The 26,785-nt window shown below is 61.5% G+C and carries 24 protein-coding genes; 16 read left to right on the top strand and 8 right to left on the bottom strand.

Going from position 1 to position 26,785, the window contains the following annotated elements; genetic code table 11:
* Positions 1-41 precede the first annotated feature (41 nt).
* The 10 genes from DYI22_RS14655 to DYI22_RS14610 all read left to right on the top strand — a co-directional run bounded on the left by DYI22_RS14655 (position 42) and on the right by DYI22_RS14610 (position 9,488).
* Complete coding sequence (locus DYI22_RS14655; protein WP_213478825.1) at positions 42-1,163, top strand: muconate/chloromuconate family cycloisomerase; 1,122 nt, start codon at positions 42-44, stop codon at positions 1,161-1,163.
* A 48-nt stretch (positions 1,164-1,211) separates the two neighbouring features.
* The gene (gene catC / locus DYI22_RS14650) at positions 1,212-1,502 is read left to right on the top strand and encodes a muconolactone Delta-isomerase (RefSeq protein ID WP_213478824.1); all 291 of its coding nucleotides are present in this window, start codon (positions 1,212-1,214) and stop codon (positions 1,500-1,502) included.
* Positions 1,503-1,617: 115 nt separating this feature from the next.
* Positions 1,618-2,559 carry a catechol 1,2-dioxygenase gene (catA, locus tag DYI22_RS14645; protein WP_213478823.1) on the top strand — a complete coding sequence of 314 codons (942 nt, stop codon included), beginning with the start codon at positions 1,618-1,620 and terminating at the stop codon, positions 2,557-2,559.
* A gap of 32 nt (positions 2,560-2,591) precedes the next feature.
* The gene (locus DYI22_RS14640; protein ID WP_213478822.1) at positions 2,592-3,968 is read left to right on the top strand and encodes a Rieske 2Fe-2S domain-containing protein; all 1,377 of its coding nucleotides are present in this window, start codon (positions 2,592-2,594) and stop codon (positions 3,966-3,968) included.
* The gene (benB, locus tag DYI22_RS14635; RefSeq protein WP_213478821.1) at positions 3,965-4,456 is read left to right on the top strand and encodes a benzoate 1,2-dioxygenase small subunit; all 492 of its coding nucleotides are present in this window, start codon (positions 3,965-3,967) and stop codon (positions 4,454-4,456) included. Before DYI22_RS14640 ends, benB begins: the two co-directional genes overlap by 4 nt.
* Before the next feature lie 20 nt (positions 4,457-4,476).
* A complete protein-coding gene (gene benC / locus DYI22_RS14630; RefSeq protein ID WP_213478820.1) occupies positions 4,477-5,505 on the top strand; it encodes a benzoate 1,2-dioxygenase electron transfer component BenC in 1,029 nt (342 codons plus the stop codon).
* A complete protein-coding gene (gene benD / locus DYI22_RS14625) occupies positions 5,502-6,281 on the top strand; it encodes a benzoate diol dehydrogenase BenD (protein ID WP_213478819.1) in 780 nt (259 codons plus the stop codon). The genes benC and benD overlap by 4 nt, the downstream gene beginning before the upstream one ends.
* Positions 6,282-6,328: 47 nt before the next feature.
* Positions 6,329-7,681, top strand: coding sequence for an MFS transporter (locus tag DYI22_RS14620; RefSeq protein ID WP_213478818.1), 1,353 nt, complete (start codon positions 6,329-6,331; stop codon positions 7,679-7,681).
* A gap of 126 nt (positions 7,682-7,807) precedes the next feature.
* On the top strand, positions 7,808-8,983 hold the full coding sequence (locus DYI22_RS14615; RefSeq protein ID WP_213478817.1) for a benzoate/H(+) symporter BenE family transporter: 1,176 nt from the start codon (positions 7,808-7,810) through the stop codon (positions 8,981-8,983).
* 52 nt (positions 8,984-9,035) lie between these two features.
* The gene (locus DYI22_RS14610) at positions 9,036-9,488 is read left to right on the top strand and encodes an acyl-CoA thioesterase (protein ID WP_213478816.1); all 453 of its coding nucleotides are present in this window, start codon (positions 9,036-9,038) and stop codon (positions 9,486-9,488) included.
* A 13-nt stretch (positions 9,489-9,501) separates the two neighbouring features.
* Here the strand turns inward: DYI22_RS14610 and DYI22_RS14605 are convergent, their stop codons facing one another.
* Complete coding sequence (locus tag DYI22_RS14605) at positions 9,502-10,185, bottom strand: type 1 glutamine amidotransferase domain-containing protein (RefSeq protein WP_213478815.1); 684 nt, start codon at positions 10,183-10,185, stop codon at positions 9,502-9,504.
* A gap of 232 nt (positions 10,186-10,417) precedes the next feature.
* Here DYI22_RS14605 and DYI22_RS14600 point away from each other — a divergent pair, with 232 nt between their 5' ends.
* A complete protein-coding gene (locus DYI22_RS14600; RefSeq protein ID WP_213478814.1) occupies positions 10,418-11,800 on the top strand; it encodes a ribonuclease J in 1,383 nt (460 codons plus the stop codon).
* 94 nt (positions 11,801-11,894) lie between these two features.
* Positions 11,895-12,326: a hotdog fold thioesterase gene (locus DYI22_RS14595; protein ID WP_213478813.1), complete on the top strand. Its 432-nt coding sequence runs from the start codon at positions 11,895-11,897 to the stop codon at positions 12,324-12,326.
* Positions 12,327-12,367: 41 nt separating this feature from the next.
* On the opposite strand, the gene pelG is transcribed toward DYI22_RS14595, so the two are convergent.
* Genes pelG through DYI22_RS14560 form a run of 7 tightly spaced genes read right to left on the bottom strand, consistent with a single transcriptional unit; the run spans position 12,368 to position 24,261 of the window.
* The gene (gene pelG, locus DYI22_RS14590) at positions 12,368-13,744 is read right to left on the bottom strand and encodes an exopolysaccharide Pel transporter PelG (RefSeq protein ID WP_213478812.1); all 1,377 of its coding nucleotides are present in this window, start codon (positions 13,742-13,744) and stop codon (positions 12,368-12,370) included.
* Positions 13,744-15,291, bottom strand: coding sequence for a GT4 family glycosyltransferase PelF (gene pelF, locus DYI22_RS14585; RefSeq protein WP_213478811.1), 1,548 nt, complete (start codon positions 15,289-15,291; stop codon positions 13,744-13,746). The genes pelG and pelF overlap by 1 nt, the downstream gene beginning before the upstream one ends.
* The gene (locus tag DYI22_RS14580; protein WP_213478810.1) at positions 15,288-16,274 is read right to left on the bottom strand and encodes a HEAT repeat domain-containing protein; all 987 of its coding nucleotides are present in this window, start codon (positions 16,272-16,274) and stop codon (positions 15,288-15,290) included. The genes pelF and DYI22_RS14580 overlap by 4 nt, the downstream gene beginning before the upstream one ends.
* A complete protein-coding gene (locus DYI22_RS14575) occupies positions 16,271-17,611 on the bottom strand; it encodes a PelD GGDEF domain-containing protein (RefSeq protein WP_213478809.1) in 1,341 nt (446 codons plus the stop codon). Before DYI22_RS14575 ends, DYI22_RS14580 begins: the two co-directional genes overlap by 4 nt.
* 9 nt (positions 17,612-17,620) lie before the next feature.
* On the bottom strand, positions 17,621-18,148 hold the full coding sequence (locus DYI22_RS14570) for a hypothetical protein (protein ID WP_213478808.1): 528 nt from the start codon (positions 18,146-18,148) through the stop codon (positions 17,621-17,623).
* 12 nt (positions 18,149-18,160) lie between these two features.
* Positions 18,161-21,499, bottom strand: a complete 3,339-nt coding sequence (locus DYI22_RS14565; protein ID WP_213478807.1) for a tetratricopeptide repeat protein — start codon at positions 21,497-21,499, stop codon at positions 18,161-18,163.
* Between the two features lie 2 nt (positions 21,500-21,501).
* Positions 21,502-24,261 carry an endo alpha-1,4 polygalactosaminidase gene (locus DYI22_RS14560; protein ID WP_228301055.1) on the bottom strand — a complete coding sequence of 920 codons (2,760 nt, stop codon included), beginning with the start codon at positions 24,259-24,261 and terminating at the stop codon, positions 21,502-21,504.
* A gap of 202 nt (positions 24,262-24,463) precedes the next feature.
* Between DYI22_RS14560 and DYI22_RS14555 the strand changes: the two genes are divergently transcribed.
* The 4 genes from DYI22_RS14555 to DYI22_RS14540 are packed head-to-tail and all read left to right on the top strand — an operon-like array spanning position 24,464 to position 26,777.
* The gene (locus tag DYI22_RS14555; protein WP_213478806.1) at positions 24,464-25,144 is read left to right on the top strand and encodes a hypothetical protein; all 681 of its coding nucleotides are present in this window, start codon (positions 24,464-24,466) and stop codon (positions 25,142-25,144) included.
* Between the two features lie 60 nt (positions 25,145-25,204).
* Entirely contained in the window at positions 25,205-25,663 is a 459-nt protein-coding gene (locus DYI22_RS14550; RefSeq protein WP_213478805.1) for a YchJ family protein, read from the top strand.
* On the top strand, positions 25,660-26,571 hold the full coding sequence (gene rarD / locus DYI22_RS14545; protein WP_213478804.1) for an EamA family transporter RarD: 912 nt from the start codon (positions 25,660-25,662) through the stop codon (positions 26,569-26,571). The genes DYI22_RS14550 and rarD overlap by 4 nt, the downstream gene beginning before the upstream one ends.
* The gene (locus tag DYI22_RS14540; RefSeq protein WP_213478803.1) at positions 26,568-26,777 is read left to right on the top strand and encodes a DUF3565 domain-containing protein; all 210 of its coding nucleotides are present in this window, start codon (positions 26,568-26,570) and stop codon (positions 26,775-26,777) included. The genes rarD and DYI22_RS14540 overlap by 4 nt, the downstream gene beginning before the upstream one ends.
* Positions 26,778-26,785: the final 8 nt, after the last annotated feature.

Below are 26,785 nucleotides of genomic sequence, written 5' to 3'. Positions count from 1 at the left end.
GTTCGAATCACAGCCTTTTCAACCTGCGATTCGGAGCGTACATGTCCGCCACCATTCAAGCCATCGAAGCCATCCTGGTCGACATTCCGACCATTCGGCCGCACAAGCTGTCCATGACAACCATGGGGGTTCAGACCATGGTGATTGTGCGAATGAAGGACTCTGATGGACTTGAAGGCCTGGGCGAAGCGACCACCATCGGCGGTCTCGCCTACGGCCCGGAAAGCCCCGAAAGCGTGAAACTTACCATTGACACCTATTTCAGGCCACTGCTGATCGATCAGCCTGCTGACGCTATCAATACCCTCAGGGTAAGGCTAAACCGTGCGACCCGCGGAAACAACCTGGCCAAGTCTGCGATCGAAACCGCACTGCTGGACCTGCAGGGCAAGCGCCTGAACCGCCCGGTGTCAGAGCTTCTGGGCGGCGCATTGCATCAGCACCTGCCGGTGCTCTGGACCCTGGCCAGCGGCGATACCGCCAAAGACATTGATGAGGCCCATAGCCTGATCGCGCAGAAGCGTCACTGTGACTTCAAGCTGAAGATCGGCGCCCGCGCGGTGATGGACGACGTACGCCACGTTGCGGCTATTAAGGAAGCGGTGGGTGACCGGGCCAGTGTGCGGGTGGATGTGAACCAGGCCTGGGATGAAACCACCGCGACCAAAGGTATGGCCGAATTGCAGGCGGCGGGCATCGATCTGGTGGAGCAGCCTACCCCCATGAAGGACCTTGGCGCGCTGGTGCGGCTGTCCGAGAAGTTCAACATCCCGATACTGGCCGACGAGGCCGTGGCCGACGCCAAGGACATGTTTGCCCTGGCGGCCGCCGGATTTGCCGGTGCCGTGGCGATGAAGATTGCCAAGGCCGGTGGCCCGGCCCGCGCCCTGGAGCAGGCCACCGTGGCTCATGCCGCAGGCATCGGCCTGTATGGGGGCACGCTGTTGGAGGGCACCATCGGCACCGCCGCGTCCCTGCACGCCTGGTCCACCCTGGAAACCCTGCACTGGGGCACGGAAATGTTCGGCCCGCTGTTGATGAAAGACGACATCGTGGCGACGCCGCTGCGGTTCCATAACAACGGCGTTGATTTGCCGAAGGGCCCGGGCCTGGGGATCGCGCTGGATGAAGACAAGCTGGCCTATTACCGGCGCAAGCCATAGCGCGCCGCAGCCAGAGTACCGCAAAGATCAGTAACCGGAGGAAAGCACATGCTGTTCAAAGTCGAGATGAAGGTGAACATCCCCCACGACATGCCCGCCGACGTTGCCGCGGACATCAAGGCGCGGGAAAAGGCCTACGCCCAGGACCTGCAGCAGCAGGGCAAATGGCGCCATCTGTGGCGCGTGGCAGGCAGCTACGCGAACGTCAGCATTTTCGACGTTGAGGACAACGCCGAACTGCAGGACCTGATCAGCAACCTTCCGCTGTTCCCCTATATGGACATCACCGTTGCGCCCCTGTGCCGCCACCCGTCCTCCATTCATGAGGACGATCGCTGAGCAGGACCCGTTAACCCGAGACCGGCCCCGCCACTGAACCGGGGGCGGCAAAGATGATGTTGCCAATTGATGGGATGTCTTGAGCAACAACAACAAGAGACCGAGGAGACCGACAATGACCATTAAGACCATGCAAACTGCCGAGGTGAAAGAGCTGCTGGAAAAAGTCGCCGGCTTTGATCAGCAAGGCGGAAATGAGCGGGTAAAGAAGATTGTTCACCGCGTGATGCACGACATTTTCCAGCTCGTGGAAGACTTTGATGTCACGCCGGAGGAGTTCTGGAGCGCCGTTTACTACGTCGGCGAACTGGGTGCCAACGGTGAAGCCGCCCTGCTGGCGCCGGGCCTGGGCATGGACCGTTACCTGGATATCCGCCAGGACGCCGAAGACGAGCAGGCTGGTCTGACTGGCGGTACGCCTCGCACCATCGAAGGCCCGCTTTACGTGGCTGGTGCTCCCATCGCCGAGGGCTTTGCCCGCATGGACGACGGCTCCGACAAGGAGGCCGAGGTGATTCTGATCAAGGGCCGGATCACCGATGAGAACGGCGCGCCGCTGGCCAACGCCGTTGTGGACATCTGGCACGCCGACACCAAGGGCGCCTACTCCTACTTCGACCAGTCCCAGAGCGAGTACAACCTGCGCCGCCGCATCAAGACCGATGCCGAGGGCCGCTACGCCGCCCAGAGCATCATGCCGTCCGGTTACGGCTGCCCGCCTGAAGGCTCCACCCAGCAGTTGCTGAACCACCTGGGCCGCCACGGTCAGCGTCCGGCGCACATTCATTACTTTGTGTCCAAGCCGGGCTACAAACACCTCACTACCCAGATAAACATCGCTGGCGACGAGTACACCTACAGCGACTTCGCCTTTGCCACCCGTGAAGAGCTGGTGGTGGAAGCGAAGCAAGTGACGCAATCCGAGGACGGCGCCCGGCACGGCGTTACCGGCCCGATCACCGAGGTCGAGTTCAATGTGGCCCTGGTAGCCACCGACAAGCCTGAGCTTCAGGAGCGCCACGCCCGCCGCCGCGCCCTGGAAACCGACGCTGCGTAAGCGCCACCCAAGAACAAGACGGAGTGAACGACATGACCAGCAAACTCGAAAAACTCGCCGACAAGGTCCGCAACGCGGTGGTCGATGACCCGGAAACCGGTCGTTTCCAGTGTGACCGGAGCATTTTTACGGATCGCGAACTGTTCGATCTGGAAATGAAGTACATTTTCGAAGGCAACTGGGTGTACCTGGCCCATGAAAGCCAGATTCCGGAGCCGGGCGATTACTTCACGGTGACCGTGGGTCGCCAGCCGGTGATCATTACCCGCACCAAGGATGGCGAACTGAAAGCCATCCTCAACACCTGCTCCCACCGTGGCGCCACCCTGTGTCGCAAGAAGCGGGGCAACAAGACTTCCTTCACCTGCCCGTTCCACGGCTGGACGTTCCGTAACGACGGCCAGCTGCTGAAGGCGAAAGACCAGAAGAAGGGTGGTTACCCGGAGCAGTTCAACACCGACGGCTCCCACGACCTGAAGCAGATGCCGAAGTTTGGTAACTACCGTGGTTTCCTGTTTGGCAGCCTCAACGCCGATGTGGTTCCTCTCGAGGAGCATTTGGGTGAAACCACCAAGATCATCGACAACATCGTGGATCAGTCCGAGGACGGGCTGGAAATCCTGCGGGGCAGCTCGACCTACACCTACGAAGGCAACTGGAAGCTGACCGCCGAGAACGGCGCGGACGGCTACCACGTCGGCACCGTGCACTGGAACTACCTGTCCACCATGGGCCAGCGTAACTACGACAAGGGTGGCACCGAGGCGGTCGACGCCAAGAGCTGGTCGGCCGAAGGCGGTTTCTACTCCTTCGAGAACGGCCACATGATGCTGTGGACCCGCCTGCTGAACCCGGAAGTGCGGCCGATCTTCAGTCAGCTGGAGCGCCTGGAAAAGACCTACGGCGAGGCGCGGGCTGACTCCATCGTGCGCACCACCAAGAACCTGTGCCTGTACCCGAACGTGTACCTGATGGACCAGTTCTCCACTCAGATCCGGGTAACCCGGCCCATCGACGTCAACAAGACCGAAGTGACCATCTACGCCTTCGGGCCCAAGAACGAACCGGCGGAACTGCGCACCAAGCGTATCCGTCAGTACGAGGATTTCTTCAACGTGACCGGCATGGGTACCCCGGACGACCTGGAAGAGTTCCGTGCCTGCCAGAACGGCTACGAAGCCCGGGACATGCGCTGGAACGACATGAGCCGCGGCGCGGTGCACTGGATTGATGGCCCGGATGAGCACGCCAGCCAGATCGACATGAAGCCCACCATGAGTGGCGCGCGGCCCGACGACGAAGGCCTGTACGTGAATCACCACAAGCATTGGCAGGTGGAAATGACCCGCGCCATCGAGGCCGAGCGTGCCCGTTTCATTCCAGTGACTTCAGAGGAGGCGTCGGCATGAGCCTGAGCTATCACGACATCGAGCAATTCATCATCCGCGAGGCCCGTTTTCTGGACGACCGCGAGTGGGACAACTGGCTGGCCTGCTACCACGAGGACGTCACCTACTGGATGCCGGCGTGGGACGACGACGATGAGCTGACCGAAGATCCGCAAAGCGAGATCTCGCTGATCTATTACCCCAACAAGGACGGCCTGGAAGATCGCGTCTACCGCATCAAGACCGAGCGTTCCGGCGCCAGTTCCATGCCGGAGCCGCGCACCACCCACTTCACCAGCAACCTGGAGATCCTGTCCCAGGATGAAAACGAAGTGAAACTGCGGTTCAACTGGCTGACCAAGGCTTACCGCTACAAGCAAACGGCCGAATTCTTCGGAACCTCGTTCTACACCCTGGACATCAGCGGCGGGGAGCCGCTGATCCGCGAGAAGAAGCTGGTTCTGAACAACGATTGCATCAATCAGGTGTTGGACGTTTACCACCTGTAATTGATGGGGAGAGCATCATCATGAGTTACAACATCGCGCTGAACTTCGAAGACGGGGTTACCCGTTTCGTGTCCTGCAACGAAGGCGAAACGGTACTCGACGCCGCCTACCGTGCGCAGATCAATCTGCCCATGGACTGCTCCGATGGCGTGTGCGGCACCTGCAAGGGTGCCTGCCACCAGGGCGAGTTCGACATGGGGGAGGAATACATTGACGAAGCGCTGTCTGACGAGGAAGCGGAACAGGGCATGGTGCTGACCTGCCAGATGGTGCCCTCCAGCGATTGCGTGGTGGAAGTGCCGGTCGCTTCCACCCTGTGTAAGACCGGCAGTGCCGAAGTCACCGGCACCGTGGCCGAGGTCAACCTGATTTCGCCCACGTCGATCGAGCTGAAGATCACCGCGGACGCCGATATCGGCTTTCTGCCGGGCCAGTACGTGAACATTCAGGTGCCGGGCACCGACCAGTCCCGCGCCTACTCGTTCAGTTCCAGGCCCGGTAGCCGCGACCTCAGCTTCCTGATCCGCAACGTGCCGGGCGGGCTGATGAGTTCCTGGCTGGTGGGTAAGGCCCGCACCGGCGACAGGGTCACCCTGACTGGCCCCATGGGCAGCTTCTACCTGCGCCCGATCGAGCGTCCGGTACTGATGCTGGCCGGTGGCACCGGTCTGGCGCCAATGCTGGCAAAGCTGGAACACATGAAGGCCAACGGTTGTGACCTGCCGACCCATCTGGTGTACGGCGTCAGCAACGACGACGACCTGGTGTGCCTGGACATCCTGGATCGTTTTGCCGAGGCGCTGGATAACTTCAGCTATGTCACCGTCGTGTCCGGTGAGGAGAGCGACCATCCGCGCAAGGGCTATGTTACCCAGCACATGGACGAAGCGCCCCTGAATGAGGGCGATGTGGATGTCTACCTGTGTGGGCCGCCGCCGATGGTGGATTCCGTACTGGGCTTCTTCCGCGAGAAGGGCATCGAGCCGAATTCGTTCCACTATGAGAAGTTCACCCCGAGCGTGCCGGCGGCGAAGGAGAAGGTGGCATGAAAGCCCGTTTCACCGACAAGGTGATGGTGATCACCGGCGCCGCCCAGGGCATTGGCAAGCGTGTCGCCGAACTGGCGGCCGCCGAAGGCGCGCGGCTGCTGCTGGTGGATATCGCGGATTACGTGCAGGGTGTTGCCGCGGAACTGCGCGACCAGGGTGCAGACGCTGCTGCGGTTCAGGCCAACCTGGAAACCTGGGCCGGTGCCGAGATGATTATGGCCGAGGCGCAAAAGCAGTTCGGCCGTATCGACATCCTGATCAACAACGTGGGTGGCACGATCTGGGCGCAGCCGTTCGAGCACTACACGCCGGAGCAGATCGAAAAGGAAATCCAGCGCTCGCTGTTTACCACCCTGTGGTGTTGTCGCGCCGTGCTGCCCTACATGCTGGAGCAGAAGGGCGGGGTGATCGTGAACGTGTCGTCGGTGGCGACCCGGGGCCTGATGCGCGTGCCCTACGGCGCGGCCAAGGGCGGCGTGAATGCTATGACCGTGAACATGGCCTATGAGTACGCGCCCCACAATATCCGCGTGAATGCCGCAGCGCCCGGTGGCACCGAAGCGCCGCCGCGCCTGACTCCCCGCAATGCCACCGAGCAGAGCGAGCAGGAAAAGGCCTGGTATCAGACGCTGATCGACCAGACCACGGAAAACAGCTTCATGAACCGATACGGAACTCTCGATGAACAGGCCGAACCGATCCTGTTCCTCGCATCGGATGCGTCTTCTTACATGACCGGCACTGTCCTGCCCGTGGCAGGCGGCGATCTCGGTTAATCAATCCCATCAACTCCGCACAACAACAAACGCGGAAGTGAGAGATTATGAGAAACATCGACGTAAACGACGTTATCGATAACGCCGCATTCAACAAGTTTCACTGGAAGGTGCTCTTTTGGTGCACTCTGATCATCATCTTCGATGGCTACGATCTGGTGATCTACGGCGTGGTACTGCCGATCCTGATGGATCAGTGGCAGCTGAGCCCCTACGTGGCTGGCCTTCTGGGCAGCAGTGCGCTATTCGGGATGATGTTCGGGGCCATGGGCTTTGGCATGCTGTCGGACCGGGTGGGCCGGAAAAAGGTGATTATTGGCTGCGTGGTGCTCTTCAGTGTCACCACGGTGATCAACGGCTTCGCCACCACCCCCTGGCAGTTCGGCATCCTGCGCTTTATTGCCGGTCTAGGCATTGGCGGTGTGATGCCCAACGTGGTGTCGCTGATGAGCGAATATTCACCGGCCCGTAAGCGCAGTACCCTGGTGGCGCTGATGTTCAGCGGCTACGCCGTGGGCGGCATGATGTCCGCCGGGCTGGGGATCTGGATCGTGCCCAACTTCGGCTGGGAAATCATGTTCTATCTGGCGGTGGTGCCGATGCTGATGCTGCCGTTCATGCTGAAATTCCTGCCCGAATCGGTGGCCTTCCTGATGGCCCGGAAGCGGGAGGGCGAGGCCCGCGATATTCTGGTCCAGGTGGCGCCGTTCAAACACATCAATGAACAGGATGTGCTGCAGGTGCCACCAACCACCGACAGCAAGGCTCCGGTGCTGGAGCTGTTCCGCGACGGCCGCGCCATGAGCACGGTGATGTTCTGGATCGCGTTCTTCTGTTGCCTGCTGATGGTTTACGCCCTGGGCTCCTGGTTGCCGAAGCTGATGTCCAACGCCGGTTACGCCCTGAGTTCCAGCCTGATGTTCCTGATGGTGCTGAATATTGGTGCAATCGTTGGAGCGGTCGGTGGCGGCTGGCTGGCGGACCGGCTGTCGCTGCGCTCGGTGCTGGTGTCGTTTTTTATCCTGGGCTCCGGTTCGCTGGTGCTGTTGGGTTATGAAAACCCCATGTGGGTGCTGTACACGCTGGTGGGTATTGCCGGCGCCACCACCATTGGGTCCCAGATCCTGCTATACGCCTACGTGGCTCAATACTACCCCACCAGCATCCGCTCCACCGGGCTGGGCTGGGCCTCCGGCATTGGCCGCAACGGCGCCATCGTCGGGCCGTTGCTGGGGGGTGCGCTGCTGGCCATGGCGCTGCCGCACCAGATGAATTTCCTGGCGCTGGCGGTGCCGGGGGCCATTGCCACGGTTGCCATTGCGCTGGTGGGCCGCCGTTGGCTGGACCCGGTACAGGAGCCGGCGCTAGAGAATGTTGGTATGGCCCCCAGTGGCCAATGAGATTTTGGAGCGTTGATGCGACCCACGGGTAGACTGTCAGTCTGACCCCTTCTAGCCCCGGCGCGACAGCGCCCGGGGCTCTTTTTCGTAAAGCCGGACCATAAAATCAATAACGGATTCACGCTTATGTCGAAATTTCTACAAGACCTTTCCCTGCCGGCGATTGTGGCCGGTTTCCTGGCGGTTCTGGTGTCCTATTCGGGCCCGTTGGCCATTTTTTTCCAGGCTGGAGCCAGCGCCGGTATTTCCACGGAGATGATGACCTCCTGGGTATGGGCGATCTCCATGGGCGCGGCACTATCCGGCATCATCCTGTCGATCTGGTTGAAAGCACCGGTGGTCACCGCCTGGTCAGCGCCGGGCACGGCATTGCTGGTGGCGCTGTTTCCTGATCTGTCGCTGAATGAGGCTATAGGCGCCTACATCTCCGCCGCAATCATCATCTTTTTCATCGGCGTGTCGGGTACGTTCGACGCCTTTGTGCGTGCCATTCCCAAAGGCATTGCCGCCGGCATGATGGCGGGCATCCTGTTCCAGTTCGGAGTCGGTGCATTCGCCGCCATCGAAACCACGCCGGCCCTGGCCATTGGCATGCTGGTGTCCTATGTGGTGTTCCGCCGTCTGTTTCCCAAATACACGCTGGTGCTGTTGTTGATAGCCGGCGTGGTGCTGGCGGTGTTCCTTGAGGGCGCGTCGCTGTCTGGCGTGCGCTGGAGCATCGCGGTGCCGCAATTCATCGAGCCGGAATGGACCCTGGGGTCGACCCTGAGCCTGGCGATTCCGCTGGTACTGGTAAGCCTCACCGGGCAGTTCCTGCCGGGGATGGCTATCCTTCAGGGCGCGGGGTACCGGGTCAGGGCCAAGCCGATTATCGGCGTGACCAGCCTGGTGTCGTTGCCGATGGCGTTTTTCGGCGGTATCACCACGGTGGTGGCGGCGATCACGGCGGCCATCTGCACCGGCAAGGACGCCCATGAGGACCCGTCGCGCCGTTACGTGGCCGGCGTGTTCAACGGCGTGTTCTATCTGGTGGGCGGGCTGTTTGCCGGCACCATCGTTAGCCTGTTCACCTCGCTGCCGGCGGCGTTTGTGGCGGTATTGGCGGGGCTGGCACTGCTGGGGGCGATTGCCGGCAACCTGTTCGCGGCATTGGAAGACGCCAGCCACCGGGAAGCATCACTGATCACCTTTGTGGTCACCGCCTCGGGCATGTCCCTGTATGGGCTGTCTTCGGCATTCTGGGGCGTGGTCATCGGTTACGGCTGTTATCTGGTGTTGAACGGCCGGACAGGCAGAAACTGATCGGCCGATGGGGTAGGCTTCAGGTTCATCCATATCGGCAGATTGAGCAACCATGACTGAACAAACTGACCAGCCGTTCCGCTTCCGGTTCCGCGTGCGCTATAGCGAATGCGATGCCCAGAGTGTGGTCTTCAATGCCCGCTACGCGGACTTCGTGGATATTTCCGTGAACGAGTACATCCGCACGCTGTTCGGGGATTACCAGAACCTGCTGGATCAGGATCTGGACATACAGGTGGTCAGCCTGACGGTGAACTACCGGGCGCCGGCGCGCTTTGATGATGTGCTGGAGGCACGGATCAGGGCCGGGCGGCTGGGCAACACGTCGTTTACCCTGCATCTGGAGTTCGTCCGCCACGGCGACGAACAGAGGGCGGCCGAGGCAGACATCACCTACGTGCTGATTCAGCCTTCGCAGATGGCGAAGACAGCGATTCCAGCACGGGTGCGGGAACAACTGGAGGTGGGAGCCCCCGGCGTACTGATCAGTCACGCCGGGGAGTAGCCGCGTTGGTGGTTCAGTCCTCCTGCAGTGCCTGCACCACCGCCTTGGCCGCACCCTCGGACGACGCCGGGTTCTGGCCGGTGATCAGTTTGCCGTCGACCACAATGTGAGGCGCCCAGTCGTCACCTTTGGAGTAGGTGGCGGTGTTCGCCTTCAGCATGTCCTCCAGCAGGAACGGTACGATGCCGGAGAGCCCGACCGCGTCCTCTTCGCTGTTGCTGAAGCCGGTTACCTGGCGACCACCCACGATGTTCTGGCCGGGCTTAACTTCCACGTTCTTGAACACCGCCGGGGCATGGCACACTGCGCCGATCACCTTGCCCTGGTCGTAGGCGGTCTTGATCAGTCCAATGCTTTTCTGGTCGTTCACCAGATCCCACATCGGCCCGTGCCCACCGGGGTAGAAGATCGCGTCGAACTGGTTCATATCCACATCCGCCAGTTTTTTGGTGCTGGCCAAGGATTCTTTGGCGTGGGCGTCTTCGCTGAAACGGCGGGTGGTTTCTGTCAGCGCATCGTCCGCCTCGCTGTTGGGATCGACCGGTGGCTGGCCGCCCTTGGGCGACGCCAGCGTGATTTCTGCACCGGCGTCCTTGAAGACGTAGTAGGGGGCGGTGAACTCTTCGAGCCAGAACCCGGTCTTGTGGCCGGAATCGCCCATTTGATCGTGGGAAGTCAGAACCATCAGAACTTTCATAGACGCTGTCCTTGTGATTGATTGATGGATGAAGGGGACTTCGTACTTTCGTTGACTGCTTAAATCTAAGACCTTGTGGCCTGGGAAGGCAATTTCAACCAGCAATACGGAATCCGGTCCCGGTCAGATCTTGAAAGGGCTATACTCGGGGGCAATCACCACTACAACGAATTCTGTGCCCGTCCTTCATGGCAGGAAAAGCAGCGTTGAATTCTCTTAAACAGGCGCAAACGTGACTCCGGACCACAACGACCTCTGGTTTCTGCCCCTCGGAGGCACCGGCGAGATCGGTATGAACCTCAATTTGTACGGTCACGATGGCCAGTGGCTGATGGTGGATTGCGGCGTGACCTTTCCCCGACCGGGGCGTATCGCCGCCGGTGGCACGGTTCACCACTCCGGCGAGCCGCCGGTGCAGATGGCCGACCCGGAATTCATCGCCGACCGTCGTGACCAGCTGGCGGGGCTGATCATAACTCACGCCCATGAAGACCACGTTGGTGCGGTGCCCTATCTGTGGCCGCTGTTGCAGTGCCCCATCTACACCAGTCGCTTCACCGCCGAGATTCTCCGCCGCAAGCTCGCGGAGTTCGACATGCTGCACCGGGTGCCGATCATCGTGGTCGACACCGGCGAGCACCGGCAGATCGGCCCCTTCAATGTGCAATGGCTGGCGCTGACCCACTCGATTCCCGACCCCAATGCCCTGATGATCCGCACCCCCCTGGGCAATATCTTTCACAGCGGCGACTGGAAGCTGGACGACCGGCCACTGGTGGGCCACGGCTATTCCCCGAAAACCTTCACCGACCTCGCCGACGAAGGCGTGGCGGCCATGGTGTGTGACTCCACCAACGCCACCGTGGCCGGCCACTCGGTCTCCGAAGCCGCCCTTCACAAGGGGTTACTCAAGGCCGTTCAGGGCGCCGAAGGCCGTGTGGTGGTCACCTGTTTCGGCAGCAACATCGCCCGCCTGCACACGCTGGCGATGATTGCCCGGGAAACCGGGCGCTACATGGGTTTGCTGGGGCGCTCGTTACTCAATATGAGCGGCGCCGCGAAGGCCGCCGGGGTATGGGACACCGCTGATCAGCTTATTAATGCCGCCCACCTGGGCTACCTGCCGCGCCATGAGGTGCTGGCGGTGGCCACCGGTAGCCAGGGCGAGCCCCGCACCGCGCTGAGGCGTCTGGCCAATGGCAGTCTGCGGGATTTCGAGCTGGAAAGTGGCGATACGGTGATCTTCAGTGCCCGTGCCATCCCGGGCAATGAAGACGCCATCGAGGGGCTGATTGAACGCCTCAAGGCCATGGGTGTCACGGTGATTACCGCCGAGGATGCAGAGCTGCCGATTCACGCCTCCGGCCATCCGGCCCGGGAGGAGCTCGAAGCCATGTACCGCTGGGTGCAGCCAAACGTGGCCATTCCGGTGCATGGCGAAGCCGAGCACATGGAGGCCCATGCCGGTATCGCCCGGGCCTGCGGTGTGCCGCGCTCGCTGGTCGGGCGCAATGGCGACCTGTTCATGATCCGTCCGGTGCCCGGCATCCGCCGCCAGGTGGTGGAGACCGGCCGGCTGGGCTGGCAGAAACACGAGCTGGTGAGAGTGGACTGAGCTCGGACCAATTTCCAATAGTCGTTCGCTTCCTAACTGGATAGACTGGTGGTTCCGATCAAACAACAGACCACACTCGGGAGACTGACGCGCAATGGCAATCTGGACCCAAACGCCGAACCTTGAACAGATGATGAAAGCCAGCCAGAACACGGCGGTTCACCACATGGGCATCGAGTATCTGGAAGTGGGGGATGACTTCGTCAAGGGGCGCATGCCGGTGGATGAGCGCACGGTTCAGCCGTTCGGCATCCTCCACGGTGGCGCCTCGGTACTGCTGGCGGAAACCCTGGGCAGCATGGCGGCGAATTGCTGCCTGAAAGATCCCAGCACTGTGGCCGTGGGTCTGGACATCAACGCCAACCACATCCGGCCAGTCACCGGGGGCTGGGTTTACGGCACTGCCACGGCGCTGCACATCGGCAGTGCCACCCAGGTGTGGGAGATTCGTCTGGAAAACGAAGCGGGCAAGACCACCTGCATTTCACGGCTGACCATGGCGGTCACCAACGGCCCTAGCTCGTGATGTCGCCACAGACGATACGGCGTCTGTGGCAGCACTCCCGGCTAGCGACCCTGCAGCATGAAGGTCTCGTACTCAAGCTGATCGAATTTGCGTGACAGCAGCCACAGGCCGGTCAGCGCAGAGATCAAAGTGGCACCGGCAAAGCCGTATCCGTAGAACGAGGCCCCCATCTCAATGGTGATCAGCGTCAGCACAATGTTGCTGGCAAAGAACAGCGTGCACAGGGTGACGTTGATGCCGCGGGCATCGAGATAAAACAGCACGTTCTGGATGGCCAGTAACAGCAGCTGGATACTCACGCCCACCAGATCGATGTAGAACAGCGGCAGATACAGCGTGGAGATGCCGATCGCGGTCAGGATTTCTTCGGCCCAGAAGAACAGCAGAATCACCGTCAAACCCTGCACCTTGAAGATCTCGTAGATGCCGTTGCGTGCCACGATCACCATCCGGTCCCGGAACTGATTGATGCGTGCCAGGGTGTCCCCTTCCCGCACCGCGTTGTAGAAGTGGTCGTAGGCTTCGGCAAAGTCGGTTTCCATACGCACGAGAAACACCGCCATACCGGGGATGATCGACAGGTAGGCCAGGAAAATCGGCAGATCATAGATCACCGATGCCCGCAGCAGACCAACGATGGGCTGGGAGGTATCCGGGTGGAACCAGAAAATCACTTTGTCGGCCCAGACTGCAGCATTGAACAGCAGGCCGGTGAGAATCAGCGCTGGAAAGATCTGCTTCCGGTCACTGAAATCGAAACGGATCAGGCTGTCGCCCGGGTACTGCCGGATGATGGTATAGAAAAAGCTGAAGAACAGCAGGCTGTGGCCAAGTAGCAGTCCGGTCAGCAGCCCTTCGAGACCGAAACGGGCGAGCACCATGGAGGCCACCACCGCCGTCGCATAGCCCAGGGTGAACACCACCACGATGCGCCGATAGGACTTCATGCTGGACAGGAAGATGGTCACGGGCCACAGATTGCACAGCACCACAAAGTTGGCGAGCATCAGCAACCGGTACATCTTCGACGTATCCGGCATCAGCCAGATCATGGCAATCATCCCGAGCGTCACCGACATCAGCGTGGACACCCAGATCAACCCCATCAGGTTGGGCAAAATGATGGTGTGCTGGTTGTTGTAGAGCCGGTCTGCCACCCAACGGGTGAAGACGTGCTGGAACAACCCCGACAACGTCAGGGAGATGGCCATCAGGTAGGTCACCGAGACCAGAAACTGCACCACCTCACTGCCGGCCACCGTCAGTGACAGACTGATGATGCCGATCAGCATGACCCCCAGTACCGACAGGACCCAGGGGCCGGAGCTGATGATGCCGGCCAGCCCGTAAGCTTCCAGCAGGTTAAGGAAGCTGTCCCGTTTCAGAATGCGCCGCAGTTCAAACCCGATACCCGCCATCAGCGCTGCTCCTCGCCGGGCTGGTGCAAGTGTCGTTGGTAGATGCTGCGGTAGGCGTCGAACATGCTGCCCAGGGTATAGTAGCGTTTTACCCGCTCCAGTCCCGCTGCCTGTGCCTTGCGCCACAACTCCTGATCGGAGATCAGGCGCACGGCTTCCCGTGCCGTGGCTTCCGGGTCAGCAATCGGTACCACGGCGCCACTGGAGCCGAGCGCGCGGTCGTCTTCGCTGCTGCCTTCGATTAACTCGCGACAGGCGCCCACATCGGTGGCCAGGCACGGCAGACCGGCAGCGTGAGCCTCGAGAATCACCAGCGGCAAGGCTTCTGAGATGGACGTCAGCACCATCAGCCCCAGCCGCGGCAGGATGTCGTTGATGTTCTGGAAGCCCAGGAATTTCACCTTGCCGTCCAGCCCCAGGCTACTGACCAGTTCCTTGCACTCTTTGACGTACTCGGCATCCTCGTCTTCAGGACCGACGATCCAGCCTTCCGCTTCCGGAATGACTTCACACACGGACCGCATGGCGCGAATGAAGGTCTTGATGTCCTTAATGGGGACGACCCGCCCGACCAGGCCCAGCACCTTGGGGGTCGCATAGGGGCGCGCGAGACGGGCGGCGTTGAAACGCCCCGGCTCAATGCCGTTCGGAATAATATCGGTGCGGCTTTCGTCCGCACCATCCTGCAACTGCCGCTGCCGGTTGCCCTGGTACAGGGAGATGATCGGGTCGGCCTGCTGATAGGCCAGGCGACCCAGGGCCTCGAAGAAACGGATCCATAGGCGTCGTATGTAACCCAGCTGATCGCTCAATGTACCGCTGACTTCGTCTGAGGGGTCGCTGATCCACTGGGCTTGCGACAGATCGATTTTCCGTTCCTTGGTGTAAATGCCGTGTTCACTGAGCGCGTAAGGCAGCCCTCGCTGCTCGCTGGCAATTGCCCCCAGAAGCCCGGCGTAGCCGGTGGATATCGAATGCAGCATGCGCACCGGGGGTAGCTCCCGGGCAATTTCAGCGAGCTGGAACAAGGGCGCATGCATAATGCGGATGGTCCAGAAATAATCGACGAACGAGGGCTCGGTACAGAAACGCCGGTAGCTATCATCGATCATGTTCCAGCTTTCCTTGCTGTGCAGAAAGTCTTCCCGGCTGATGCCGTTGTCACGTCCCAGGTCTGCGAAGACCTGTTGCAGCACCTTTGCCGGCACCGGGGTGCCGGACTTGAACTGCTCATGAAGTTCTCTCTGTGCCTGGAACGCCTGCCGGTTGCCCTGTCGTGGCCGTGGCCGTGGCCGTGCTTCGGTGTGAGTGTCCATCAGATAGTGACACTCCAGGTGCGTGACGTTCGCCGGCAGCTCGTATTGCTGTTTCCCGTAATGCCCGCGATCACCGCCGAGGAACACCAGGGCGAAAGTATACTCCGGCAGGCCGGTGATGATCTGATGAACCCAGGACGATACCCCGCCGCGAATGAAAGGGTAGGTTCCTTCCAGTAGCAGGGCGATGTCCGCCCGTGGTTTCTCTGGTTGGCGCGCTCGACGGGTCATAACCACGCCTCCATCAGTTGCCGGTTCGCGGGATGTACCTTATTGCGGGGGCAGGTGGCCAGGCAATATCGCACCCGCTGGTAGTCCCGTTGCAAAAAGGCCACTTCGGCCTGATAAGGGAGGATAATTTCGGGTGGCGCACCGGCGTTGAGCGCGGCCGAGAAGGCGCCCTCCGCCGCCTGAAGATTGTCCAGAGCGAGCTCCACACGGCCCAGGAGGCGCCAGTCATTGTGCTGGGCGCGGCGTGCCGTCAGTTCCGTCAGCAGCTTGCGGGCATTGTGCAGGTAATACTGGCGCAGGCTGCCCTGGGCCAGGCCGAGATACGCCATTTCCCACCATACCTGGGCCAGTCTCCGTCGCAGCGGAATGCTGTCCATGTCATTGGCGGTCTCAAGGGCACCTTGCAGGTTCCTGGCCCGCTCAGCGAGGGTTTTCTCTTTTTGCTCCAGCATGGAGTAGGCCAGCAACCGGACATCGTCCGTTGGATCCCGCAGGGCTTCCCGGAGGATATCGATGGCGGCGCGGTCGTCCATTTGCCGCGTCGCCAGCAACGCCTTCAGGCGCTTGTTGGGGTCATTGGCTTCCCGCAGTACCTGGCGAAGCCCGCCTTCGCTGTAGATTACCTGGGCATCCATATCCACCGGCTGGAACGGCAGTTCGGGGATGTCCATTTCCTGCCAGGGTACCTCCCGCATGGATCGGGGCAGATACAGTGCCAGCAGAATGCCGCCGATTACCCCAAGGCTTCCGAGGAACGGGATGGCAAATTGCAACGAGAACAGGAACAGCCCTGTCAGCAGGGGTTGCCCCCGGTATCGCGTTGGCAGCAGCGGAAGCATCACCAGGCTGAGCGCAACGCAGGCGAGGGCGTGGGCCAGCAGGTAGCCCGCCAATGTCGCTGTCACGGAGAAGCCGGCCAGCAGGCCCGCAATGCCCGCGATTTCCAGCGCCACTGCGATGATCACCAGAGCCGTGCTTTTCATTGTCCGGCATCCTTATGGAGCACCGCGTCGAGCCAGTCACTGGCGGCCTGCCGGCTTTTCACCAACACACTTCGGGGCGGAATGAGCTGCTGGTGCTGTTGTTCCCCGAGGGTTTCCCGCAGCTCGTCATTCAGGCGCTGCAGGTAGCCGGCGAGACCCAGTTCATCGGTCAATGGCATAAGGATGATCACATGCTGCACCCGGTGGTCATCGGTTTGCGCGACCACGTCCAGTCCGCGCCGGATTCTGCGTATATGCTCGGCAATCGTGCTGGCCTGCCGCGGATCCCGGAACTCCAGCGCGACGAGGGCGGCTGGCAGGCCGAACCTTTCCGCATCTTTGCCGGCGCGGGCCAGCTGGAGGTGAAAATGCCGCCATTCCTGGGTGTTGCCGGCGGGTATCGCCTGTTGTTCCTGAACCATATCTGCCATATGGCCAGCCAGAATAGCCAGCAGCCTCAATGATTTGGGCTGGAAGTTGAAAAACGGCATCGCTTCAATCAGGCAAATCGCGATAACCCGGTCCTCGGAATCGATCAGCGGGATAGCCGCCAGAAGATCGGTGTTCAGGTCCTCCATGTGTTTGCGGTATTCCGTCTGCACCGATACCAGGGTGTGTTCTTGCAGCGCGTGCACAAGCAGCGGGTCATTGTCACGCACGGGGCGAAACGCACCGACGGTGGCCATGGGTGAGTCGCCAAGCCGGTTGTCGGAGATCGGATAGATGGCCGCGATTTGAAGCTGGCCGTAACGCACCAGTAGCTGGAGCATCAGTCCTGCACTTTCTTTGTTGAGTCCGGCCGAGCCGGTGTGGGCAATTTCCGCGTACAGGCGCCGGAGCGCTTCGCGCAAACTGCTGGAACTGCCGGCCAGCTGCTGCTCCAGCCGATCATGGGACACCTTGAGAAGGTAGAAGTTGCGGGTAAACTCCTCGAGCCGCACCTGCCGGTAGCGATTGCTTGCAGTGAGTTTCTCCAGCCGGCGTTCCCAGTAATCGCGAAACTCACCGGCCACCAGGCTGACCGCCATCATGCCCACGGCCCAGGTGAAGGGAAACGCCGGACCGCCGCTCTGGCGAAGATGGATGCCAAGCCCGCCAATAATCAGCAGTACCGATACCAGCGCCATGAAAAAGCCATAACGCAGGCCCACCAATAGCGGGGCCAGCACCGACCAGGGGAAATCACCCGTCACGTAGAACGGGTCGTCGGGGCGATTCCAGGCACCGAGCGCCAGCAGGAAGCCGGTCACCACCAGCGTTTCCAGCCATTTCATCCAGCGCGGCACGGCCTCGTCGGTGGTCAGTGCCGGATTCTGTTTCCCGAACAAATGGTTCATGGGGTCGGCTTACCTGCTCCCGGAAACGAGAGGCATGGCGTCTACCAGTTTCTGCAACACCTTGTGGCCAGCCACGCTCAGACTTTCACGGCCCCATCCGGTGCGCGCCGATGTGCCCGACCAGACAAGCTGGTTGCCTTGCACGCGGCGTACTTCCAGGGTAACGCCAACAGCGGGTTCGCCGTCCAGCCCGCTCTTATAGCGCCACTCATCAACCGTGCCGGTGAGGATGAAGTCCGCGCCGTCCCGAGTCGCTTCCTCGATGGCCTCCCGTTGACGTTGCCGGCTTTCGTATACCAGCGGGTTTTCGCCGTCAGGCAGATACAGCCGGACCTGTTCCGCGCCGTTGGCGCGCAGAATGGCGGACAGCACGCTGGCGGCCTGGTCGCCCGCCTGGGGGGTCTGGGACAGGTTGTTCAACGGCACCACAGCGAGCTTGCTGTCGTCGGGCACCGGCTCGCCATCCTGGCTCTGGATGACGGAACAGCCGGCCAACAGGGCCAGTGCAAGCCAAAGTGTTAATTGACGCTTGATCATGTGCGGTCTCCTTTAATGACCAAAATACAGGGTGTAGGTCAGATTCACATCCGTTCGGACGTTGCCATCCAGGTTTTCAGACGACCAGCGTCCGGACAAAGCCAGTTCGTCATCGCCCAGTACCCGCCATCCCAGGCCGGTTTCAACGCTGAAATCCGGTGTTGAGGTGGACAGTACATAACCGGTGCCGATTCCCACAAACAACCGCGGGGACGGCGAGCTGCGATACAGCGCATGGGGGGCTCCGTGGCTCCAGCGGGCGCTGATGCCGATACGTTCGTAATCCGGTGTAATCAAGCCCTCGGGAGTCAAGGGCTCGTCCAGCGCTGCCTGGGTGTCCGGTGCCAGGGCCTCACTGAGTGACAGGCTTTGTTGCTGGTAGCCGGCGGAGACCAGCCAGGACGGATCGTTGCGGAATACCGTGTAGGTGGCGTTGAGGTTCAGTCCGCTGCCGCTGCCCAGAGTTTCGCCGTTGAGTTCGCTGATATCGATCCATTCTGCCCGGGCGCTCAGGTCAAGGCGGGAGAAAGGCTGGTAGCTGATGTTGATAAAGCCCCGGTCGCGGGTGGTCAGCCACCAGGCTTCCGCACTGTCAGGCGTGCGCTCGCTGACATGATAGCCTGCGTCGAGCGCTATCCGGTCGGTCACCGCCCCGCCCAGTTCCACGCCCGCCGTGGGGCTAGTGTTCTCGAACCGGTCCAGCGCCCCGGCCATGAGCCAGAGCCGGAGGTTGGTGTTGTTGGCTTCGAACGTCAGCCTGCCCTCACCGTCGCTTTGGGGGCGTCGACGCAGACGTCCGCTGTCGTTGGCCTGGTAGCGATTCGCCGCAAACAGCCAGCGAAAACGGTCATGGCTGAACTGGCCGGCGACCTCGTTTCCGGCAACGGTGAAATTGCCGAGATTCTGCCGGCGGTAGCCCACCTGTAAGGCGCGGTTGTCGTGGCTGAACCTTGGCGGGGGTGCAGGGTAGAGCAGGTCCCGTTCTGCCGGCGGCAGTATCGCTTCTGCTGCCAGGCTGTTGTTCTGACTGGCCGCCAGCTGGGCGAACGCCAGGCGATACTCCGCGTCTTCGATGTTCAGCCTGTCGCCGGCGCTCTGGTAGCGGGCGAGCTCCTGCCAGGCCCGACGATGCAGATGCTCAGCACGGTACAGTTCCAGTCGGCTGGTGCGATCTGTCGCTGTGGTGCTCATGCGTGCAGCCACGCGCTGGCGAAGATCACTGGCGGTACCGTGGGCACCGGTCTGATCCAGAGTGGATGCCATGGATACCAGCCAGTTGTTGTCGTCGCCGTAAAGGGCCAGCCCTTCACGAAACCAGTGCAGTGAACGATGGTAGGCCCCGAGGGCACTGTAGCCATAGGCGAGTACCGGGTAGGCGCCTGGGCCGGGACTCTCCGCCAGGCGTTGCAGCAGGTACGGCAGGCGATCCGGCAGCATGGCCGGCCGGCTGATCAGGAACCAGGCCCAACTGACCTGTACCTCTTCGCTCTCCGGTGCCAGGCGTGCGGCCTTCTGAAAGGCGGTCATGGCGGCATCGGCGTTGCCCCGTTGCTGACTGACCGCGGCCTTGAGTGTCCAGTACCGCGGGGTTGCCGTGGCCTCGGCATCGCTGTCCTCCCACTGCACGAGTGTGGCTTGCAGTTCCCCGTAATTGCGCAGAATCAGGTGGTATTCCGCTTCGCCGGCCAGGTAGCGGGGGTTGTCGGTGGTCTGAAAGCGCGCCTCACTCAGCGTCACGGCGTGCTCGAACTCACCGAACAGAACCGCGAGATTGAGCAGCCGTTCCTGTGTGTCGCTGTCGTCGGGGATGGGGTTCTGTGTGGCCCAGCGTTGGTATTCTTCCCGCAGTACGTCGGTGCGGCCGAGCAGCACGGCCAGATCCATCCGCATTCCGGAAGCTTCTGTGGCTAGCCCGGGATCGGCGGGGGTGAAATCGAGAAGTGACAGCGCGGTGTCCGGCTCACGGATGCGCCAGTACAGGTTGGCCAGTTGCAGGCGCTCGGCATCCTGAAGATTGGGCGAGCGCTCCAGCAGCGCAATGGCGTCCGGGTACCGTCGACTGTTGACCAGTAGGGTCAGTTTGCGAGCGCGGAGGCCGTCGGCTTCGGGGTATTGGTTCAGGCCCTCGGCCAGGCGTTGCTGAGCGCCCCGGAAATCCCCGATGTAGATCAACGCATCGGAAAAAAGCGAGTAGTCCTCTGGCTCAAGGCGTCCATTGGCGGCGGCCCGATCCAGCACTTGGGTCAGTATGTCCCAGCGGAACAGGCTGCGGGCCAGGGCTCGTGAACGCTGCAGCGACTCCTCCGAGCCATGTTGCCGATACAGAGCGAGCCACGCTGTCATGGCTTCTTCGGGCCGGTCGTTCCACTCCAGTACCCTGGCGATCTGTTCGCGATCGTCGCGGGTCAGTTGGTCTTCAACGGCTTGCAGACGCCTTACGGTCACCAGGGCCGCCCCAACGTTGCCTTCGCCGAGCTGAAGGCGCAACAGCTTCCGCTGGGTCGCGATGTCAGTGGGCTCAAGCTGCGCCCGTTGGAGCAACCAGCGACGGTATTGCTGCTGATCGCCGGCCAGCTGGGCCAGATCCATACCGCGTTGCAGAGAGCCGGAGTCCATGGGTGGATCGGTATATTCCTGTTCAAACAGTGACAGCGCTGCCTTTGGATTGCCGGCGGCCAGCTCCAGCCGGATCAGGTCGTCGAGGATCGGCTCCCGTTCGCGGGCAGATACATCCTGAGCCACCTGGCGCAAGGTGTTTGCCGCACCCGCGACGTTGCCACCCGCTTCCTGACGGCGGGCCACTTCCGTCGCGATGGCAAGTCGCCGGGAATCCGCGCCGGGGCTGGCCTGAAGCGAGGTCAGGACGGCGAGGTACTGCTCTTCGTTCAGCCAGGCTTCGGCCGGTTTCAGCAGGGCCAGGCGACGGTCAATGTCGTAGTTCTGGTCAGGCAGTTGCTGGTAGACATCAAACAGCTTCTCACGACGCTTTTCGCGGGCCGCTTCCCCGGTTTCCGCAAACATCTGGCGGGCCAGGAGGCGGGTGTAGGTTTCAAAGGCCAGTGACGGAATGCGGTCCTGCTGCATCAGAGGGGCTAGTGTCCGCTCGGCCTTGTCCAGCTGGCCCGAGCGGCTGAGCATGGTGCCCAGGTTGATGCGCAGTGAGGTATTGTCCTGATCCGATCGCAGAAGCACTTCAAGGTACGCGATGGACAGGCCATCCGGATTCTCCAGATAGTTGACGTCTTCAAACACCGCCTGTCGGGGAAAAAGCAGGTACAGCGCTCCGCCGACAAGCGCGCCCATCACCAGCAGTGCTGGCAGGCTGAAGAATGCGACGCGGCGTTGCCCCATGCTTAGCGGCACTCCAGCGACAATCGGCTGACCTGGTTGACCGGCAACGTCAGTCGCAGGTTGTTACCGGCAAAGGTCGCGGTTACGTCGTCGGGTTGCATGACGCGACAGCCGCGGGCGTTGGCAAACACCGCCTCCAGCGGCTGGTAGGCCGTCAGGCCGATATCCAGCTGCCAGACCCCGGAGGCCCTTTTGCGGTGCCATCCTGTGATCACGGCGTTGGCGTCCGAAAGATAGGGACCTTCCGGTGCAGCGTTGCTCAGGTAAAGCGTGGGGTCATCACCGGTCAGGTGCACGAAACGGGCACCTGCCGCATCATGAAAGCCGGCCACCCCTGTGCTGCGCTCAAGGTCGGGATACTGATCGGTGCGAATCCGCACCGTGGTGGGCGCATGCAGTCCCCGCCAGCGGTAGCCGCCGTCCTGCGATTTCATCAGGGCAGAATAGTACTGGGCCTGCACACGCTCGGCATACTCGCTGAGGTAGAGTGGTGTTACCGGTTGCGCCAGAGCGTACTGATATATTTCCCCCAGCGCATTGAGAGCTCCGGGTTTGGTGCCCGAATAGAAGTGGTAATAGATGCCCATGGGCTTCAGGCGACCGCGCTTCTCCAGAATCTCGAAGGTATCGATCACGTAGCGAAATCCGTAGAAGGGCCCGGCCCATTCACCGGTGTAGACGTTTTCATTCATCACCGGGGCATAAACCTGCAGCTCGTCGCCGACCGGCTTGGCATCCGGCCAGGTGCCGGCCAGTTCTGCCGAATAGGGCAATGGATGTGTATCGCCGCCGTTTACATTGACCAGCCCGGCTTCGCGAACTTTTTCCAGCGCTCGCTGGCCCGGGCGTGCATCCCCGGTCCACAGGAAGATCGACACCGGTTTGTCTGGGGGCGCCAGTGACCGGTTGATGTACGCCACGGAACCGGCGATCTCGCGGTCCAGGGAGGCCTGGTAATCGGGAATGTTCATGAAATAGCCGTAAAGCGTGTTCTCCAGCCGCGGCGCCGGGCCGCCTTCAAGGGATTGCCAGAAGAACGGATGGCTGTAGGAATGTGACGCCACCTCGACGTTCGGCATACGGAACATGGCGCGGGCAAGGGCTTCCGTTTCTTTGCTGATCCGCGGGTAGAGCCCGGCGGGGGAGGTTTCGGCTTCGATGACCGACACGGTATGGGGGATATCAAAGCGCTGCAGAATTTTGTCGGTAATCACGGCGCCGCTCAGGGGGCTGCCGGGGAATTCGCCGCGGGAAACCAGGCCGTCGCCGTCAATGTGAGCCGTCAGGATGCGACGGCCGGATTCGGTGGTGCTGTCGATGGCCGGAATCCGCGGCTGTCCGAGCGCTTCGCTCAGGAACGAGAACGGATCGAACAGCCAGTAGACGTCATCATCGGGGCCTGGCTCGAACAGAAACGGTGCAAGGGCCACTCCACCACCCGCGAAGGTGTAAACAGGGTGAAAGGGCCGGCCGCTGGTGTCGGTGGCGGTGATCCACGGCGTGCCGGTGCTGACGGTGGGAAGTACTGCGGCGGGTGCGGCGGGCAACCGCCGACCCTCGAACTCGGCGACCGTGGGCGCCAGCCCGGAGAAGGTCAGTGGCGTGGCAGGCAGGGCAAACCCATCGGCCTCAAACAGTTGCCGACAAGGGCTCTCGCCGGGCGTCAGGCCCATGAACACCACCGGCACGTTCTGCTGGCGAACATCTTCCAGCCACCGGCAGATGTCGCGGTGGTTGCCGACACTTTCCCACCACAGAACCACGCCCAGGTAGCGATCACTCACCGGTTCAGCGGGCACCGGTTGATGGCTCGATCGATACTGTGGCACCAGCCCCATGCGCTCAAGCACGATCCCCAGGCGCCGGTGGGCGTTACTCTGGTCCATCCGGCTGGCCGGCAGATCATGTATAACCAACACATGTCGGGCCTGTGTCGCGGGCAGGGTCGGGCCAAGGCGGGTCAGCGCGGGATTGGTGACAACGGGCACCAGGTTATCTTCGCGTAACCGGGCTGCCAGCTCCGGGGCCCGGGATGCATCCTGTACGTAATCGATTGCGATCAGGGGGATGTCCGGCCGCTGTTCCCGCCAGGGCGCAAGCTGCGATTCCAGCCACTGGCGGTCCTGATCGGACACCGAATAGTACCGCTTGCGACCGGGGTCGTAACCCTCGCGGTAGGATTCGAAGGCAACGCCATCCACAAGGTCATCGATCGCGCCGGTCAAATGGAACCCGCGGTTGAGGATTATCTTGGTGTCAGGAAAGCGGGCCTTGACGTCGCGAATGAAGTGCTGCTGTCCTGTGGCAAAACCATCCGGATCCGTTTTTCCCGGCGCGACCAGAAGGTGGCTGTCCAGCGTGTCGAGAAACACACCGCGAAAGCCTCGCGCGATGGCCGGCGCGACCAGGCGCTCGATCAGAAACCGTCGCACCTCGACATTGCGCAAATCAAGCACGGCGCTGTTCCAGTCCGGGTTTTCCCCCAACTTCCATGAGGCATCGAGTTCGGCGTACAGCCGGTGGCTCCGGGCCATCTCGCCCACGCTGACGTACGCCAGTGGTAGCGTGCCTCCCTGAGCAAGCAGTTGCAGGCGCGCATCCGGCACCTGATCCTGCTGGAGGATCAGCCAGTCATAGGCGTAAAGCGAGCCTATTGGCGACTCGTTGCCATAATAGAAGCCGATATTGTCGGGTTTGGCATGAGCTTCCGAGAGGGGCAGTAAGAACGATATAAAACACAGTAGCAGCAGTGGTGATCGCATCGTGTACCGATAATGAGGCGCGGACTGCAACTTCAGGTACCGTGGGCGCGCTTTGTAAATGTGTGGCTTGCGTCGATTGTAGATAACTCGTAAACCTGAGGCTACGATAAAACGACGTCGTTGATACGTGTGACAACTGAAAAAGTTGCACCGCCGCGCGCATTAATCTTTCACCAGCTCAGGATCGTTGGAGTGAGGGGTTATGTTGAACAGCAATTCATCGATTCCCCTTTGGTGGCTGGCGCTTGCCGCCGGCCTGATACCTCTGTTGACCATTCATACCACGTTTATGGTGTCGGTGCTGGAGGGTCATGTGTCGTTCTGCATACCCTACTGGGACAGCTGCACCAGCATCAGCCGCACCGGTCGCCACGGTACCTCCTATTTCATCTTCAAGGGCACCATGCTGCCGGCGGCGATCCTCGGCATTCTGTTCTGGTGGCTCAACGGCCTCTGGCTGCGCCAATTGGGGATTCACACCCGCGGCGTGGCCTGGGTGCCGTGGCTCGGGTTGATCGCCTGTGTGGCGCTCGGTGCCTACACACTGGCCTTGGGCCATGCCGGCGACGGTTTCCATCTGACCCGCCGTATCGGTGTGGTGCTGTATTTCGCGTTTACCTTTATCTGCGAACTGCTGGTCAGTGCTGCTCTGCGCACCCATCCACGCTGGCATCGCAGCGGAACCCGGCTACTGAATCTGTGCCAGCTGACGCTTTTCGTGGGTATCCTGTCGGTGATTCTCGACGGTGTGGTACCGGAATTCTACGATCGCAAGGACGATGCCTTCGAGTGGATTCTTGCGCTGCTGATCAATGCCCACGCGCTGTGGCTGGCCTGGCTGTGGCGCCAGAGCCGTTTTCGCGTGCACCTGGGGGCCGGGTAAGGCCGCGGCGATATTGCTACACTGGCGCACCCGAAACCCGAGCAAACAGACCGACGCCTGATGACCCAGTATTCTCCACAATCCCTCTGCCCCTGCGGCAGCGAGCAAACCTACGGCGAGTGCTGCCAACGCTTTCATCGCGGCGAGGCGGCCCCGACACCGGACGCCCTGATGCGCTCCCGCTATTCCGCCTTTGTTCTGAACCTGCCTGACTACCTGCGCGCTACCTGGCATCCGGACACCCGTCCTGACAGCCTTTCGCTGGAAAACGGGCCACAGTGGGCGTCATTGCAGATTCTCGACCACTCGCAAGCGGGCGATAAGGGCGCGGTACACTTTCGTGCAATCTACCGTTTGGGTGATGGCTGGGGATTTCTTGAGGAAGCGTCCGAATTCGAGCGTGAGGCGGGGCGCTGGTATTACCTGCAAGGCGATACCCGCGAAGGGACGCTCAAACCCGGGCGCAACGACCCGTGCCCCTGCGGCAGCGGCAAGAAACACAAGGCCTGCTGCCTATGAAAAACGCCACCCCGGAAGTCACCAAAGGTGTGTTCTTCGGTCTCGCTGCGTACAGCATGTGGGGCTGTTTCCCCTTATATTTCGCGCTATTCGCCGGAGTGCCAGCCTTCGAGGTGCTGTTGCACCGGGTTATCTGGTCCTGTGTGTTTCTCGCGGTTGTGGTGAGTATTCTCCGGCGCTGGCCACCGATCACCGGCGCACTGGCCCATCCGAAGAAGCTCGGGGTGGTGTTCGGTTGTGCGGTGTTTATTGCGCTGAACTGGGGGGTGTATATCTACGCGGTGGAAACCCGCCACGTTCTGCAGGCCAGCCTCGGCTATTTTCTTACCCCGCTGGTGAACGTGGGGCTGGGTATGCTGGTGTTGCGCGAGCGCATTACCCGGCTGCAGATCTGGGCGGTGGCCCTGGCCACGGTCGCGATACTCTACCAGCTGTTCCTGTTGGGAGTGGTGCCCTGGATTACCCTGGTGCTGGCGTTCAGTTTCGGCACCTACGGTTTGCTTCGCAAGCAGGTCGAACTGGACGGGCTCTCCGGGCTGTTTGTGGAAACTCTGCTGTTGTTGCCCCTGAGCCTGCTGGCGCTGGCGACCCTGAGTGTGACGGGCCGCTCCCACTTCGCCGAGGGCCCCGGCCTGACGCTGCTGCTGATTTCCAGTGGCGTTGTCACCGCCATCCCGCTGCTGGCGTTCGCCGGGGCGGCGCGCCGGCTGCGTCTGGCCACGGTGGGTTTTCTGATGTATATCAACCCCACCATCCAGTTCCTGATTGCCTTGTTTGTATTCCACGAACCCCTCAGTAACGAGAAGCTGCTCAGCTTCGCGATGATCTGGGTGGCACTGGGGCTTTATTCCTGGTCGGCCTGGCGGGGGCGCGCTTCGGTGGCGGTCAGTGACGAGGTAAAGCAATGAAGCAACCCATCATCGGCTACCACAGCGATGAGGAGAGCCATTGGGTTGCCCAACTGGCCTGTGGCCACAATCAGCATGTGCGCCACACGCCTCCCTGGGTCAATCGGCCCTGGGTAATGACCGGGGAAGGTCGGCAGTCCATGCTCGGTTTTGAACTGGATTGCCGCAAGTGCGACGAGCACGCGCCGCCGGATGCCCGCCCCTGATGGGGCAG

It is taken from the genome of Marinobacter lipolyticus (assembly GCF_018424605.1).
GTDB classification, from domain to species: Bacteria; Pseudomonadota; Gammaproteobacteria; order Pseudomonadales; family Oleiphilaceae; genus Marinobacter; species Marinobacter lipolyticus_B.
The sequence above is the reverse complement of the archived record's forward strand: the minus strand, read 5'-3'. Positions and strand labels throughout refer to the sequence as shown.